Origin of the sequence: Haladaptatus halobius (assembly GCF_020618475.1) — an archaeon.
Classification (GTDB): Archaea; Halobacteriota; Halobacteria; order Halobacteriales; family Haladaptataceae; genus Haladaptatus; species Haladaptatus halobius.
Map to the genome: position 1 here is coordinate 1,577,326 of NZ_CP085335.1, position 13,974 is coordinate 1,591,299.

The 13,974-nt window shown below is 62.3% G+C and carries 20 protein-coding genes, 1 tRNA gene and 1 pseudogene; 9 read left to right on the forward strand and 13 right to left on the reverse strand.

What is annotated here, in order from left to right; all coding sequences use genetic code 11:
* The first annotated feature begins 70 nt into the window (after positions 1–70).
* The 3 genes from guaB (at position 71) to LIW51_RS09015 (ending at position 2,294) form a co-directional block, all read left to right on the forward strand.
* Complete coding sequence (guaB, locus tag LIW51_RS09005) at positions 71–1,564, forward strand: IMP dehydrogenase (protein WP_227373709.1); 1,494 nt, start codon at positions 71–73, stop codon at positions 1,562–1,564.
* A 61-nt stretch (positions 1,565–1,625) separates the two neighbouring features.
* Positions 1,626–2,123 (forward strand): DNA methyltransferase, encoded by a 498-nt coding sequence (locus tag LIW51_RS09010; RefSeq protein WP_227373710.1) that lies wholly within the window; start codon positions 1,626–1,628, stop codon positions 2,121–2,123.
* Positions 2,124–2,129: 6 nt separating this feature from the next.
* The gene (locus LIW51_RS09015) at positions 2,130–2,294 is read left to right on the forward strand and encodes a hypothetical protein (RefSeq protein ID WP_227373711.1); all 165 of its coding nucleotides are present in this window, start codon (positions 2,130–2,132) and stop codon (positions 2,292–2,294) included.
* 14 nt (positions 2,295–2,308) lie between these two features.
* Here LIW51_RS09015 and LIW51_RS09020 read toward each other — a convergent pair.
* Positions 2,309–2,922 (reverse strand): annotated as a pseudogene (locus tag LIW51_RS09020) (LysE family translocator).
* Between the two features lie 363 nt (positions 2,923–3,285).
* Between LIW51_RS09020 and LIW51_RS09030 the strand changes: the two are divergent.
* The 3 genes from LIW51_RS09030 (at position 3,286) to LIW51_RS09035 (ending at position 4,926) form a co-directional block, all read left to right on the forward strand.
* Complete coding sequence (locus LIW51_RS09030) at positions 3,286–4,413, forward strand: succinylglutamate desuccinylase/aspartoacylase domain-containing protein (RefSeq protein WP_227373714.1); 1,128 nt, start codon at positions 3,286–3,288, stop codon at positions 4,411–4,413.
* Between the two features lie 72 nt (positions 4,414–4,485).
* Positions 4,486–4,614: a hypothetical protein gene (locus LIW51_RS38485; protein WP_255766632.1), complete on the forward strand. Its 129-nt coding sequence runs from the start codon at positions 4,486–4,488 to the stop codon at positions 4,612–4,614.
* 63 nt (positions 4,615–4,677) lie between these two features.
* The gene (locus tag LIW51_RS09035) at positions 4,678–4,926 is read left to right on the forward strand and encodes an NUDIX hydrolase (protein WP_227373715.1); all 249 of its coding nucleotides are present in this window, start codon (positions 4,678–4,680) and stop codon (positions 4,924–4,926) included.
* Between the two features lies 1 nt (position 4,927).
* Here LIW51_RS09035 and LIW51_RS09040 read toward each other — a convergent pair whose 3' ends face one another.
* Genes LIW51_RS09040 through LIW51_RS09050 form a run of 3 tightly spaced genes read right to left on the reverse strand, consistent with a single transcriptional unit; the run spans position 4,928 to position 6,584 of the window.
* The gene (locus tag LIW51_RS09040) at positions 4,928–5,341 is read right to left on the reverse strand and encodes a DUF6220 domain-containing protein (protein WP_227373716.1); all 414 of its coding nucleotides are present in this window, start codon (positions 5,339–5,341) and stop codon (positions 4,928–4,930) included.
* A complete protein-coding gene (locus LIW51_RS09045; protein WP_227373717.1) occupies positions 5,338–5,994 on the reverse strand; it encodes a hypothetical protein in 657 nt (218 codons plus the stop codon). The genes LIW51_RS09040 and LIW51_RS09045 overlap by 4 nt, the downstream gene beginning before the upstream one ends.
* Entirely contained in the window at positions 5,991–6,584 is a 594-nt protein-coding gene (locus LIW51_RS09050; protein WP_227373724.1) for a halocyanin domain-containing protein, read from the reverse strand. The genes LIW51_RS09045 and LIW51_RS09050 overlap by 4 nt, the downstream gene beginning before the upstream one ends.
* Positions 6,585–6,793: 209 nt before the next feature.
* Between LIW51_RS09050 and LIW51_RS09055 the strand changes: the two genes are divergently transcribed.
* Complete coding sequence (locus tag LIW51_RS09055; protein WP_227373726.1) at positions 6,794–7,549, forward strand: sensor domain-containing protein; 756 nt, start codon at positions 6,794–6,796, stop codon at positions 7,547–7,549.
* 28 nt (positions 7,550–7,577) lie between these two features.
* On the opposite strand, the gene LIW51_RS09060 is transcribed toward LIW51_RS09055, so the two are convergent.
* From LIW51_RS09060 to LIW51_RS09075, 4 genes are all read right to left on the reverse strand, one after another.
* A complete protein-coding gene (locus LIW51_RS09060) occupies positions 7,578–7,886 on the reverse strand; it encodes a DUF7521 family protein (protein ID WP_227373728.1) in 309 nt (102 codons plus the stop codon).
* Entirely contained in the window at positions 7,883–8,263 is a 381-nt protein-coding gene (locus LIW51_RS09065; protein ID WP_227373729.1) for a DUF7521 family protein, read from the reverse strand. The genes LIW51_RS09060 and LIW51_RS09065 overlap by 4 nt, the downstream gene beginning before the upstream one ends.
* Position 8,264: 1 nt before the next feature.
* Positions 8,265–8,612, reverse strand: a complete 348-nt coding sequence (locus LIW51_RS09070; RefSeq protein WP_227373731.1) for a helix-turn-helix domain-containing protein — start codon at positions 8,610–8,612, stop codon at positions 8,265–8,267.
* Positions 8,613–8,829: 217 nt separating this feature from the next.
* The gene (locus tag LIW51_RS09075) at positions 8,830–9,225 is read right to left on the reverse strand and encodes a hypothetical protein (protein WP_227373733.1); all 396 of its coding nucleotides are present in this window, start codon (positions 9,223–9,225) and stop codon (positions 8,830–8,832) included.
* Positions 9,226–9,391: 166 nt separating this feature from the next.
* On the opposite strand from LIW51_RS09075, the gene LIW51_RS38490 reads away from it, so the two are divergent.
* A complete protein-coding gene (locus tag LIW51_RS38490; protein ID WP_255766633.1) occupies positions 9,392–9,526 on the forward strand; it encodes a hypothetical protein in 135 nt (44 codons plus the stop codon).
* Here the strand turns inward: LIW51_RS38490 and LIW51_RS09080 are convergent.
* Positions 9,508–9,581 (reverse strand) — tRNA-Lys (locus LIW51_RS09080). The genes LIW51_RS38490 and LIW51_RS09080 overlap by 19 nt on opposite strands.
* A 273-nt stretch (positions 9,582–9,854) precedes the next feature.
* Here LIW51_RS09080 and LIW51_RS09085 point away from each other — a divergent pair.
* On the forward strand, positions 9,855–11,300 hold the full coding sequence (locus LIW51_RS09085) for a DHH family phosphoesterase (protein ID WP_227376773.1): 1,446 nt from the start codon (positions 9,855–9,857) through the stop codon (positions 11,298–11,300).
* Here LIW51_RS09085 and LIW51_RS09090 read toward each other — a convergent pair.
* From LIW51_RS09090 to LIW51_RS09105, 4 genes are all read right to left on the reverse strand, one after another.
* Positions 11,297–11,587, reverse strand: coding sequence for a PRC-barrel domain-containing protein (locus tag LIW51_RS09090; protein WP_227373735.1), 291 nt, complete (start codon positions 11,585–11,587; stop codon positions 11,297–11,299). The genes LIW51_RS09085 and LIW51_RS09090 overlap by 4 nt on opposite strands.
* A gap of 46 nt (positions 11,588–11,633) precedes the next feature.
* Positions 11,634–12,740 carry a pyridoxal phosphate-dependent aminotransferase gene (locus tag LIW51_RS09095; RefSeq protein ID WP_368411780.1) on the reverse strand — a complete coding sequence of 369 codons (1,107 nt, stop codon included), beginning with the start codon at positions 12,738–12,740 and terminating at the stop codon, positions 11,634–11,636.
* 154 nt (positions 12,741–12,894) lie between these two features.
* A complete protein-coding gene (locus LIW51_RS09100) occupies positions 12,895–13,326 on the reverse strand; it encodes a thiol-disulfide oxidoreductase DCC family protein (RefSeq protein WP_227373737.1) in 432 nt (143 codons plus the stop codon).
* A gap of 186 nt (positions 13,327–13,512) precedes the next feature.
* Complete coding sequence (locus LIW51_RS09105) at positions 13,513–13,953, reverse strand: hypothetical protein (RefSeq protein WP_227373738.1); 441 nt, start codon at positions 13,951–13,953, stop codon at positions 13,513–13,515.
* Between the last annotated feature and the right edge of the window lie 21 nt (positions 13,954–13,974).

The following is a 13,974-nucleotide window of genomic DNA, read 5'->3' on the forward strand; positions in this document are numbered from 1 at the left end:
AGACGAGCGTCCTCACGCCAGAGTAGCACAATCTCGCAACGTTTTTCAGGGGGCGCCTCGTTCGCATTACATGGCGAACGATTCTCAAAACGACGGTTCGTTTTCCGAGAAACTCCACGTACCGGAGGCGCTCACCTTCGACGACGTACTGTTGCGTCCGAAAGAGAGTCGCGTCGAACCCGACTCGGCCGAGGTTCGGTCGCGCGCCTCGAAGAACGTCGAACTCAACGTCCCGGTGCTCTCGGCGGCGATGGACACCGTCACCGAGAGCGAGATGGCCATCGAGATGGCTCGACAGGGCGGTCTCGGCGTGCTCCACCGCAACGTGGATATCGACCGAATGGTCGAGGAGATCGAACAGGTCAAACGCGCCGACGAACTCATCATCCGCGACGTGGTGACCGCGAATCCCGAACAGACCGTCCACGAAGTGGACGCGATGATGGAACGAGAAGGCGTCAGCGGTGCCCCCGTCGTGGACGACGAGGACGGGGTGCTCGGTATCATCTCTGGCACCGACATCCGACCGTACCTCGAAGTCGGCGAGCGCGACGAGGTTCGGGAGGCGATGACCGACGAGGTCATCACCGCCAGCGAGGACGTGACCGCGCGGGAGGCGCTCGAACTCATGTACGAGCACAAGATTGAGCGCGTCCCCATCGTTGACGAGGAGAACCGCCTCACCGGTCTCATCACGATGCAGGGCGTCCTCCAGCGCAGGGAGTACGGCGAGGCAGTCCGCGACGACGACGACCACCTCCGGGTCGGCGTCGCCGTCGGCCCGTTCGAAACCGACCGCGCGGTCGCGGCAGACGAGGCCGACGTTGACGTGTTGTTCATCGACTGCGCCCACGCGCACAATATGAACGTCATCGACGGCGCGCGGGAGATAAAGGAGTCCGTCGACGCCGACGTGGTGGTCGGGAACATCGGCACGCATGAGGCGGCGGAGGCCATGGTCGATTTCGCCGACGGTCTCAAGGTCGGTATCGGCCCGGGAAGCATTTGCACCACCCGCGTCGTCAGCGGTTCGGGGATGCCCCAAATCACCGCCATCTCGCAGGTGGCCGACGTGGCGACCGAACACGACGTGCCCGTCATCGCGGACGGCGGGATCCGCTACTCCGGCGACGCCATCAAGGCCATCGCGGCGGGCGCCGACGCCGTCATGCTCGGGTCGTACTTCGCGGGCACCGACGAGGCGCCGGGCCGCGTCATCACCATCGAGGGGAAGAAGTACAAGCAGTACCGCGGCATGGGAAGCGTCGGCGCGATGAAAAGCGGCGACGGCGACCGCTATCTCAAAGACGACCCGGAGGACGACGAGGAGTACGTCCCCGAGGGCGTTGAGGCGGCCAAGCCGTACAAGGGAAGCCTCGAAAGCGAACTCCACCAACTCGTCGGTGGCATGCAGTCCGGCATGGGCTACGTCGGCGCGGAGACGATTCCGGCGTTCAAGGAGCGAGCCGAGTTCGTCCGCGTCTCTCCGGCCGGCCAGACCGAGAGTCACACCCACGACGTGATGATCACCGATGAAGCGCCGAACTACAGCCCGCACGAGTAGAGCACCCCACTCGTCGGCAATTGGAGTAGATTTTTCGCCCGTGACAGAAAACCGATCGGCCATGCAGACGTTTCGTCGGTGTCGCTACGAGAAATCGGACGAACTGCCGGAGAGATTCGGTGGCGACGTTCGAACCCCGAAGTCGTTCGTCAAAGAGTTCCTAACGGAGTTTTCGGAAGAAGGCGATATGGTGATCGACCCGTTCGCCGGATTCGGGACGACCCTGAAGGTCGCGGAGGTGTTGGGACGGATACCGTACGGAATCGAGTACGAAGCGGACCGCGTCGAATTCATCGAAGACCGAATCGACCACGGCGGGAATCTCGTCCACGGGAGCGCGCTCGAATTGGCGTCCTACGACTTGCCGACGTTCGACCTCTGTCTCACCTCGCCACCGTCCATGGCCGAAGAGGATAATCAGAATCCGTTTCGGAACTCCGCTGGAGAGAGTCAGTACGACGAATATCTCGAAAACATCGGTAACGCGTTCTCCCAACTCGAAACGTTCATGGCGACCGATTCGCACGTACTCGTCGACGTTTCGAAACTGAAGAACTAGGGCAACGTGACGACGCTGGTATGGGACATGGTCGACGTTCTCTCGTCCATCTTCCACTTCGAGGGCGAGATTGTCGTCACGTGGGAAGAAGCAGAACCGACGGATTTACCCGGCAATTACGGGTACGGCTACGACCACAACTACTGTCTGGTATTTCGGAACGCGAACTAGTCCGGCAGCCACGGTCAGACCGCGCGCTTGGGGACTGCGAGTTTGAGTCCGAGTCCGACGAAAACGCTCCCGGCGAGCCACTGCAGAGCGCGGTTCACGCGGGCATTCTCGCGGACGAGCGCCCCGACGCGATGGGCCGCGAGCGCGACGAGCGAGAGATAGACGAGCGTCAACGCCGCGTAGGTCAGACCGAGCGTCGCCATCCGAGCGTCGGTGTTCGAACCCGTTCCGAGGAACTGCGGGAGGAAGGTGAGGAAGAACAGCGCGACCTTCGGGTTGAGCACGTTCACGGCCACGCCCTGTCGGAAACTGTCGCCCGACTCGACGCCATCGAGTTCGAGCGCCGCGTCCTTCCGAAGCTTCTGCACGCCGAGATAGAGGAGGTACGCGGCGCCGACGTACTTCACGGCGGAGTACGCCACGGCGGACGTGCGAAGGAGGACGGAGAGTCCCAACACCGCACCATCGTGTGTACCAGGATTCCCGTGCTGACGCCGGACGCGGCCTGAACCCTTGCTCGTCGACCTCGCTCGACGACCCGGGTGAGCACGTACATCGTATCTGGGCCGGGCGTCACGATGAGCGCGACGGAGGCACCGAGGAAGAGCGAGAGTGCGGCGATATTCATACATTCGAGGTACGGACGGAGTCAGTAAGGATTTCCGATTAGAGTATACAATATGATACGTGTCCCGGTTTTGCTTCGCCGAAGGGAGCGCTGAGGTTAAATAAACTGATTGCGAGTTAGTGACTGTTTTTGGACTTATGATGTATTCATATATGAATTCTAATAGATACTTACCGATTTCGGATATATATTCTCAGACTCTCTTCGGAGAGACAAACCATGACACGAAACAATGACGCGGATTCCGACATTGGAGCTTCCGTAAACAGATGAGAGTATCTCAAGCTAGGTCTGTCCGCGGCCGCCGCGACAGCGTCGCGGTCGAGCTACCGCATCAGGAACGGAACGGACGAAGAGATCACCGTGTACGTCACCGAGGCGTCCGCCGACGGGCCGACGCTGATGGTGGCCGGCGGCGTACACGGCGACGAAAAGAGCGGCTACCGCTCGGCCGGGCAAATCAAAGACTGGGACATCGACGCCGGGAAACTGGTCGTCATCCCCGAAGCGTGTAAGCCGGCCGTCGAGGCCAGGACGCGAGGATTCGCGGACGGTGACCTGAACCGCCACTTCCCCGACGGGGCTGAGGAGGAGTCACAACTCGCCGCCGCCGTCTGGGACGTGGTCGAGCAGCAAGACATCGACTTCCTCTGGGATCTCCACAGTTCGTACGGCATCTACGAGTCCGGCGACGGGGGCGTCGGACAGGCGTTGTTCGCCCCCATCGCCGGCGACACGGGCGTCCACTCCAAGGCCATCCGCGACTACCTGAACGCCGAGGTGCTCGACGACTCGCTGAACGACGTGTACGACTTCCGCGAACACACGCACCACGACGATGGGTCCCAGGATATGCTGAAACACAAGGTCGGCGCGACGCTCGGCACGCCCGCCATCATCTTCGAAGCGACCGAGAAGCTCTCGCTTGACCGGCGGGTGAAACACACGACCGCGGCCGTCGAGCGGTTCATGTACCAGTTCGGTCTCCTCGAAACGCGGAGCGCGATAGAGAGCGCGAACGACCTGCGTTACGACGGCGACGCCACCGCCGTCGACGGTCGCGTCGACGGCAACGGGACGCGTTCCGGCCTCGCCTTCGGCCTCACGAACGACGCCGACTGGGCGCTGACCATCACCGATGTCGAACTCGCCCCGGCGAACGCGGCCATCGACGGGCTGAGCGACCACTCCTACGACGAGGGGCAGTGGACGAGTGAACTCCACATCGATAGCGACGTGCAGTCGGGGCTGACCGACGTGAACGGCGGTCTCACCCTGCCGGGAAGCATTGACCTGAGTTCAGACGGCCACAGCGACAGCGCCGACCGAGAAGCGATTTTGTCCGCCGGTTCCTCGGCGACGGTCTCGCTCTACCAGTTCGAATCCGGCGGAAATCCCGTCGGCATGGTCGGCGAAACCGTCGACGTGACCGTCAGTTACACCCTCGACGGCCGAGAGAGCAGAACGCGGGCGCTCACGCTCTCGCCCTGATTCTGGCTCACTTCTCGCTTCTTGGCAGAAACCGAATAACTTCTGTCGTCTATCCCCTGAGTTGCGCAGTCCATGCGGAGAAATTCCATCGGGCCGAAGGCGTTCTGCGTGGTCGAGCACGACGGCGAAATTCTGATCCAAGCCTACGACGACCCGAAGACGGGCGAGCGATTCTACCGCCCGTTGGGAGGGTGCATCTAGTTCGGCGAACACAGCAGGGCTGCCGTCGTCCGCGAATTCCGGGAAAAGGTCGGAGTCGAGTTGGTGGAGTTAGAACGCCTCGGCGTTCTCGAAAATCTGTTCTCTTTTGGCAGGAAACTGGGCCACGAGTTCGTCGTCTACGACGGCGCGTTCGCGGACGAATCGCTGTACGAGCGGGACGTGTTGGAGTGCTACGAGGAAGCCGTCGACGAACATTTCGAAGCATTCTGGAAGCCCATCGCCGATTTCCGGGGCGAAGCAGGGCCGCTGTACCCCGAGGGGATTCTGGAGCTGTTGGTCGAAGGGAAGTGACTCACGGAGTGGTCGACGCCTCCGATACCGACGCCCACGCTCGTTTTACCGCGACGAGCGCCACGCCGAAAATCACGATAGCATTGACTGGATGGATCGCGGCGACCAGCGACCCGAACAGGTGGGCCGTCGCGTACTGAACCATCACGAGCACGTACAAACCGACCGGAAGCAGTTTCAGCGTTCTCGGAAGCCGTCCGAGAAATGCGAGGCCGAACAGGAAGAACGGGACGAATTCGAAGAGGTGGACGAAGGTCGTGTGGAGTTCCCAATTCGCCGGGTCGACGAAAACCGCCATTCCGGCGATGTACACTTGCACGAGGACGCAGACGGCGAAGACGCCCGCCAAGAGGACGTAACCGTAGCGCGCCCACGCGACCCGTCTCGGAGCCGTCACCCCGCTCGAACTCGTCATCCCGTCACCTCGTTTTCGGTTCCGGCGACGTCCGTCTCGACCGTCCGGAGGTCGTAACCGAGCGCGATAAGCGCCAGATAGAGCGGTGCCTCTATCCAAACGCCCGGAAATCCGACGGCGGTGAGCGGGCCGAGGACGAATATCGCCGGAAAGAGGATGATGAACGAGCCGGCGGTGAGACGACTCGTACTTGCGCGTCGCCAGAGAACGACCCCGTAGAGGCTCCCGAGCAACCGTATGACCACGTACGCCGCCCCGGTGAGAACACCGACTGGTAGTAGAAGCTCTCCGAACGCGGTTCGACCCGCCACGAGGACGACGACGGTGCCCGCGTAGCTCACCAGCGAGAGGCCGAACGAAACGGCGATGGTGCGCCCGTGACGGCCGTAGCCGGTGCCGTATCGAGCGTTGGCCGCGAACAGCGTCACCGCGAACACGACGTATCCGACGGGATGCAGCGCGGACAGAGCATCACCGCCGAGTTCGATTCCTATCCCGGTACGGCTAGTCGTAACTCCGACAAATCCGAGTCTAACGAGACCGACGAGACCGGCTATCAGACCGCCCGAACCCGCCAGTCTCGTTCGTCGTGGCGTCCACCAATTCGCGGATACGCCGCCTCGTTCCGACGTTCCCGATTCGCCGCGAGTCATTGCGATTCGGTTCGATTCGACGTGTTCCCCGCGTTCTCGCCGTCCCCGTCACCTTCGACGACGATGGCACCTTTCATGCCCGCCGATTTGTGCGGTTCGCAGTAGTAGAGCACCGTCTCGGGCGTTTCGAACGTGTGCTCGAAGGTCGCCCCCGTCTCCGGCGACCCGCTGTCGAACTCTCCACCCTCGGCGACGACGTTGTGGTGGCCACTCCCGACCCACTTCCACGTGACCGTCGTCCCCGGCCGGACGCGAATCGCCGGCGGTGCGAACGCCATCTCGTTACTCTCTGGGCCGACCTCGACGGTGACGGCGTCCTTGTCGGTCATATCCCGAACGGAGTCGTAGTTGTCGGTGTTCGACAACCACTCGTCAACGCTGCTCGCTCCGCCACCCCCTCCGTCACCGTCGTTGCCATCGTCGGTACAGCCGGCAAGCAGACCGGCGACAGCGAGTCCGCCTACCGCACGGAGGAAGCTTCGCCTCTCACGTCCCGCACTGCTCGAATCGCTCGTTTGTCCTCCGTCGAATTTCGTTCGTGGTGCCGGGGCGTCGGATACCCGTCTGGAGTCCGTCCATTTGGAAGTCATACGTTGGTCTTCTCCGTCCGCTCCTGCGAGCGGGAGCGCGATAAGACGGGAAGCACGGTCGCCGAGGCGGCGTTTCTGCGAAACGTTTATATCCGGGCTTCTCTCGTATCGGTCGATAGCGACGAGAGTCGACGAACCACGCCGATTAAGGATACTCCGGTTCTACGGCGTACACAGACGCGCGTCGAGCGCCGTCCGAGAGTAGAACAATGTCAACCCAGACCTCTTCCCGATCCAGTGATTCCGGCGGACCGCTGGGTCGCGTTCTCCGCGCTCCGGCGAGAGCGCAGACGTATCGCAATCTCCTCTACCTCGCGTCGATGTTTCCCCTAGGAATCGTCTACTTCGTGCTTTTGACGGTGGGGTTCTCGACCGGCGTCCCCCTCCTGGTCGTCGGTGTCGGTCTCCCGATTCTCCTTGTTCTCCTCGTGGTGGTCGTCGAACTGGCGACGTTCGAACGAACCCTCGTCGGCGCGCTGCTGCGAGTCGACGTTCCTCCCGCCGCCGCCGAGACCGAGGGGAGTCGCTGGGTTCGAACGAAGCGACTCGTGACCGACGTTCGGACGTGGAAGGCCGCCGCGTACCTGCTGAGCGTGTTCGTCTTCGGAAACGTCACGATTACGCTGCTATCATCGCTGCTAGCGACGTCGGCAAGCTTCGTGTTCGCTCCACTATACTACCGGGACGCTCCCGTCACCGCGCACGCTTTCGGGCCGATTCCGTCCGGTGATTTAACGCTCGACCTCTCGTTCGGCTGGGACAACCTCTTGGTCGGTCTCACGACGACGGTTCGGGTCGGGTCGTGGCAGATAGAGACGCTTCTGGGCGCACTGCTGGTCGCCGGTCTCGGATGCGTACTCCTGTTGTGCTCGCTCCAGTTGTTCAACGTCCTCGCGTGGCTGTGGGGCCGGTACGCTCGAGTCATGCTCGCACCGCGGCGCTACTGGAAAGTTCCCGACTGGTAGTTACTTTCGCTCGAAGCCACATCCCGACCTACGCTCGGGTGAGCGCGTACAGAATGGCGGCTACGCCCGCGAGGTGTGCGACCGTGACCGGTAATAGGATCTCCGCATCGGTCGCGCGCGTCAGCGCCGCAAGCGTGTAATCTACACCGACGGGCACGGCGGTCAGGAGTACGATACCGACCGCGAGATACAGCATCGGGCGGCTCTCGTTGCGTCGATAGCCGCGATAGGCTTGGTACGCGACGAACGCTCCCGCGACGGCGGTGACCGCCGCGAACGCGAAGATGAGCGCGCTATCGTTCGCGAGAGCGTTCGAAAGTTGGAGCGGTGCGATCATCTTCTCACCCGATTCGAATCGTCGGCTTCATTCGGAGGGGTCGCTTCGCGCGGGCGCGTGACGCCGTAGATAGCGTAGAGCATGGCACCGAGGCCGAGTAGCTTGCTCGCGTTCGCGGCCGCGGCCCGGCCAACCGGCGAAACGGCGGTGAAGGTCGTCAGTACGAATTGGATCAGTATCGGCCCGGTCGTGAGCAGTATGAGTCCCACCGCCAGATACAGCCGACCTCGGTTCCGGTTCCGTCGGTAGCCGCGAACCACAACGTACGCGACCGCGAGCGACAGGCTGGCGGTGAGAAGCAGACCGAGCAACACGAGGGTGACGACGAGCGGCGACCCACCCGTCGCGTCCGTCGTGGTCTGGAGCAGCGACCGCATGCTATCGTAACCCCTCGAACAGGTCGGTGAATCGGTCGGCGGCGTCCTCGGGTCGGTACGTGACTTCCATCTCGAACGCGCCGTCCTCCAGTTCGATTTCGATCCGTTGGAGCCGCGCTGTGTACGTCCTGTAGTGGTGGCCCTCCCGGTCGAGTTGTAGCTGTTCGGCGAGCAGGTCGTGTTCCCGAAGACGCTCGATACGTCGATAAATTGTCGAGACGGACGCGTCGCACGCGTTACTCAGTTCGTCCGCGGACATGGCTCGGTCGCTCGTATGGATGAGGATGGCATGGGCGTACTCGTCTTCGAGGAGCGCAGCGATCTCCCGTACGTCGCCGTCCTCGGTCATTCCACTCGGCAGTGACGAGAGCGCACGAGGGGATAACCGTGTTCGTTCGCAGCGGTCGGTACGGGCATGGATTCGGTGAGTGTCGGCGGGCGACCAACTTAAAACCACAGACATGGTTGCAGCGTTAGCGACCGAGGGAAAGGGAGAACTCCGCCCAGCCACATCGCCGATTTTCGGGGAGAAAGACTAGTCCAACGAAAATGTAGTGCCGGATTATCTACCGGTGTCGGCGCTTCACGACGATGAATGAGAGAAGGTACGACAGGGCGAACATTGCGGCTTGCGGCGCCGGGTTCTCGCCGGCAAACTGCAAATCGAGTGCTGCGATACCGAAAGCGAGGAGAAGTCCAACGAACACCGTACTTCCTGCGAAGGCGAAAGTGAATTCGCCTAGTTTACCCAACGACCAGTCACCTGTAACAAACGGATACGCCCCGCCAAAAGCGAGAACACCGACTAGTATTCTCACCGTCGTGTCCGCTAAAGGAAATTCGAGTAGCGCGTTGCCGATCCAAATCACGGGATAGAGCGCTATCGATACTCCGACGAACGAGAACAGGAGATCGACCGTCGCCCAGAAGATCGGATCATTTCTAGGCTGTATCGTGTTCACCTACTTATTATAAGTCGATTCCTCAAATCAGTCTTTCTCGGAGACATTATTCCAGAATTTTGATAAGTACAGCGGTCACTTATCTGTTACCTCGGGAGGATTCTGACGAGAGCAAGTATTCGAATCGTCGAACGGTTCCGCCACTCACGAGGTAGTTCGTGGTAATATGGGCCGGGCGCGATTTGAACACACGGTCGGACGTGCTCACTCCGTTGCGCGCAACCTCCCTGCGATTCAAATCGCGGTGGCCGTTTCACTCCTCACGTCCGTTCGTCGTGAAAACGGGCCGGGCGCGATTTGAACACGCGACCGTCTGATTAAGAGTCAGACGCTCTGCCTAACTGAGCTACCGGCCCAACGCACTCAGACAAAGTGGGGAATGACGTAAATACGTTTCCTTTCGGATTGCGGTACTGCGGTTTGGACGCGAGAGAACGCCGTTTTCGACCGAACGAATCCATCGCCGGCAGAGAACGGAGTCGTCGGTTCAAGGTGTGCTTACCAGCGTTCGGTGTGACATCTTCGGCGGTGAACGCGAATCGCTCGAATCGCGAGTAAAAGGACGGACGACTGGTTTCGTGGTTGCTTCGGGAGGATTAAGTACCGGCCCGAGCAACCGACCAGTAGTAATGAGCGCCGGGATTACTATCTCTTCGATGTCTACGTACGCCATTCTCGGCTGTGGGAGCGTGGGGTACGCCGTGGCCGAGGAACTCATCGAACAGGGCAAAGAAGTGCTCATCGTCGACCGGGACAGCGACCGCGTCGAGGCGCTCCGCGACCAAGACCTGAACGCGCAGACCGGGGATATTCGCGACGAATCGGTGGTGGAGACCGTCGGCGACCGCGACGTGGTGCTCATCCTTTCCTCGGACGTCGCCGCGAACAAGGAAGCCGTCTCGAACCTTAGGACGCACGGCGGCGAGCGGTTCATCGTCGTTCGCGCAAGCGACCCGGTCTCCGCCGACGAACTCACCGAGATGGGCGCGGACGTGGTCATCAACCCCTCGACCGTCATTGCCAACTCCGCGCTCCGGTCGCTGGAAGCGGGCGAGTTGGAGTACAAGGCCCGTCAGTTGCGGGCGGTCGTCGAGGGCGTTTCGACGAAACTCGCTATCCTCACGCACGACAACCCCGACCCAGACTCCATCGCCAGCGCCGCCGCGTTGCAAGTGATCGCCGAGAGTCTCGACGTCGAAGCGGACATTCTCTATCTCGGCGAAATCGGTCACCAAGAGAACCGGGCGTTCGTCAACCTCCTCGGTATCGAACTGCTCCAGCGTGACGAGGTGGATATCGAGGAGTACGACACGTTCGCGCTCGTCGACCACATGCGCGCGACCGAACCGGAACTCGACCATCCAGTCGACATCCTCATCGACCACTACGAACCCGAGACAGAGTACGAGGCGGAGTTTTCCGACGTGCGACCGAACGTCAGCTCCACCTCGACCATCATGACGAAATACGTCCAGGAGTTCGACATCAGCATCAGCGAGGAGGTTGCGACGGCGCTCCTGTACGGTATCCGCGCCGAAACCCTCGATTTCAAGCGCGACACGACGCCTGCCGACCTCACCGCGGCGGCCTACCTCTACCCCTTCGCCAACCACGACACACTCGAACAGGTCGAGTCGCCGTCGATGTCCCCCGAGACCCTCGACGTGCTGGCGGAGGCCATCACCAGCCGCGACGTGCAGGGGAGCCACCTCGTCACCAACGCGGGCTTCATCCGCGACCGAGACGCGCTGACGCAGGCCGCACAACACCTGCTGAATCTGGAAGGAATCACGACGACCGCCGTCTTCGGCATCGCGGACGACACCATCTTCCTCGCTGCGCGATCGAAGGACATCCGGATGAACATCGGCAACGTCCTGCAGGACGCCTTCGACGACATCGGAGAGGCGGCGGGCCACTCCACGCAGGCGAGCGCCGAGATCCCGCTCGGTATCTTCACCGGTATCGAGACGAGCGAAGATAACCGCGACACCTTGCTCTCGCTCACCGAAGAAGCCGTCAAGAAGAAACTATTCGAGGCGATGGGCGTCGACGGCGAGACGAATGGAAGCTAAACCGCCGCTTCCTCTTCTTCCTCCGGTTCTTTCAGGCGCTCGACGACGTCGTTGATGAGGATGACATCGCCGACCGCGCGCACCCAGCGATAGGGGATGATGGCACCGTGCCCCGGTTTAATTCGGCTTCTGAACAGTTCGTCGTTGAGCCCCCCGAGCGCGAGCCCGGTCACGGCGGTCGCGTCCAGATCGAGACGAACGTCGTCCACCTCGCCGACGAACACACCGTTGTTGGAGTACACCTCCCGTCCGACAAGCGTCGTAATTTCCTCTGGCGTATCGTCCATATGAACGAGTGATTGTTTGGGCGGGACTTAACTCTTGGTAGATGTTTCACAACCTGTCGAGCACGGTACCGAAGATCGCAAGACCTTCCTCGACGGTTTCAGTTTCGTGTCCGAGACTCAGACGGAATCGGTCGCTGTCGTCGAAAAAGCGCCCCGGAACGATCAACACGTCTTCCTCCCACGCGGCTTCCGACACCTCGTCGCCGTCCGCCGACTCGTGGGCGAAGAAGCCGTACGTACAGCCGGGGCAGACGGCACCGGAGAGGTCGTCCCGTTCCGCGACGAACGTCGCGAGCAGTCCGCGGTTCGCGGCGACGCGAGCGCGCGATTCTTCGGCGAGTTCCGTATCGGAGGATAGCGCCCGCCGGGCCAGCGCCACGCTCGGTTCCGAAATCGCCGGAACGTGGTGCATGACCGACCGGGCGCGTTCCACGAACCGACTATCCGCGACGAGCCACCCCACCCGAATCCCGCCGAACCCGAGGAACTTCGTCAGCGAGTTCGTGACGACGGTGTTCGGGAGACCGACCGCGGTCGGCCCGCCGAACGCGCTCGCATCGTCGGCCTCGCCGAAGGGAGCGTACACCTCGTCCACGAGGAGGTGCGCTCCACGGTCCGCGGCGACGCGGCTTGCTTCCGCGATGGTTCCTCGGTCGGTTCGATTCCCGCTCGGGTTGTGGCGGTTCGTGACGACGACACACCGCACGTCGTCGGTGACGGCCGCCGCGATTCGATTCGGGTCGAGCGCGTAGCCGTCTTCGTCCGGCCTGCGGAACCGGTCGATCGTGGCACCGAGTCCCTCCGGCGTCGCCACCAGCGGTTCGTAGCCCGGCTCCTCGACCAGCACGCGCGGGTCGCGCTCGTCGGATTCATCGTTCACTTCCTCCCCCTCGATCGCGGCGGCCAGCGCGAGGAAGTTCGCGTGAGTCGCCCCCGCCGTGACGAGGACGTTTTCAGGTTCCACGTCGTAGGCGTCGGCGACGAGGGTTTCTACGTCGGCGCGCTCCGGCGGTTCCGGCAGGTCAGCGATCCGGGGCGGAACGACGCCGTTCGCGTCCGGAACCGCCCGCCGGAGGTCGCTCGAACCGAGGTCGTGCGTCGCCGCCTCGGGGCGTCCGGAGATCCAATCGAGGTACGCGATGTCGGGGAACACCCCGAGTGATACGGTCACCGGGGATTTAACCTTCGGGCACCGCACGACCGACGCCGGTGCGTATCGAGCCGAGCGAGGGGTAGTTGGGAGGGAATTAGCCGGGAGAGAGTAAGTTGGTCGGGTGAGAGTCGGCCACTCGATAGCCGATCGAACGTCAGTCGGTCACCGCCAACGGCATCGACCCCGCGTTCGCCGCTAGCGATTCGAACTCCTCGCGAGCATCATCGGCCAGCGGGTAGACGCCGTGATAGGGGTCGGGGTCGCCATCCACGCCGGTCACGGTTCGGATGGCGTCCGCGAGGGATTCGTAGTTCTCGCCCACGATGTCCTGAATCAACACGGGCATCCCGGCTCGCTCGCAGAGTTCCCGGGCCGCCCCCCTGCCGACGTAGACGCGCTCTTCCTTGCGGTCTGTGAACGCCAGTGCGAAGGGCGTCTCCTTGAACTGCGCTTCGAGAAACGACTGGGCGGCCTCGTTCCCCCACGGAATCGCGCCGACGCCCGGAAGTCTCCGAAGCGCCGAGGCGGCGGCCGAGCAGAACGGGCAGTCGCCGTCGAAGACCAGCACTGCGTGGTACTCGGTCATACGCGGAGAGAGGAGATCGTCGCTGATAAATTTCCGTGCTTCGCGGGACGATTCTTCGGGGAAGAGTGTGAATGTAGGATGCTGGAAGTGATGGGATGTGCTGGCTTTGGTGGTGACGCGAATCCGTTCTCGAACGTCCTCGGACGCTCTCGTGAAATCGATTCCCGGGTAACGACACGACGGAGTTCAGAAAGCCCCCGGACGTTCGCCCCGCCGGGTCGGACTCGCGCGATGCGCTCGTCCGGTCGCCGCTCCCCTCAGTCGCGGCAACCTCGCTGCGCTCCTCACATTGCTCCCTGTCGGTCGCTCCGTTTGCGGTGCTTGCTTAGTCCGGGCGGGAACGAGACACCCGGCCCCTTTCAATCCCGCCCCGAACCGCCACCGCACCGCTGCCACCCCACCCTCCCCAACCGACTTCCTTTGTTCGCTTCGCTCACTTCGGTCGTCCCTCGCGTGATAGTCAGCAGACCTTCGGACGACCATCGTCCTCGGGCTTGTCGACGCACGCGCCGAGGATGTTCGTGTCCATTCGGAAATATCAGTCATTCCGGCATCGTCACCCTTCCGGCGGTCGAGAAAACCGTAAGCAGGCTGGCGATTTCCGCCTCGAACGAGCGGTACTCTCAAGTGGACTCCGCCCAACCCACA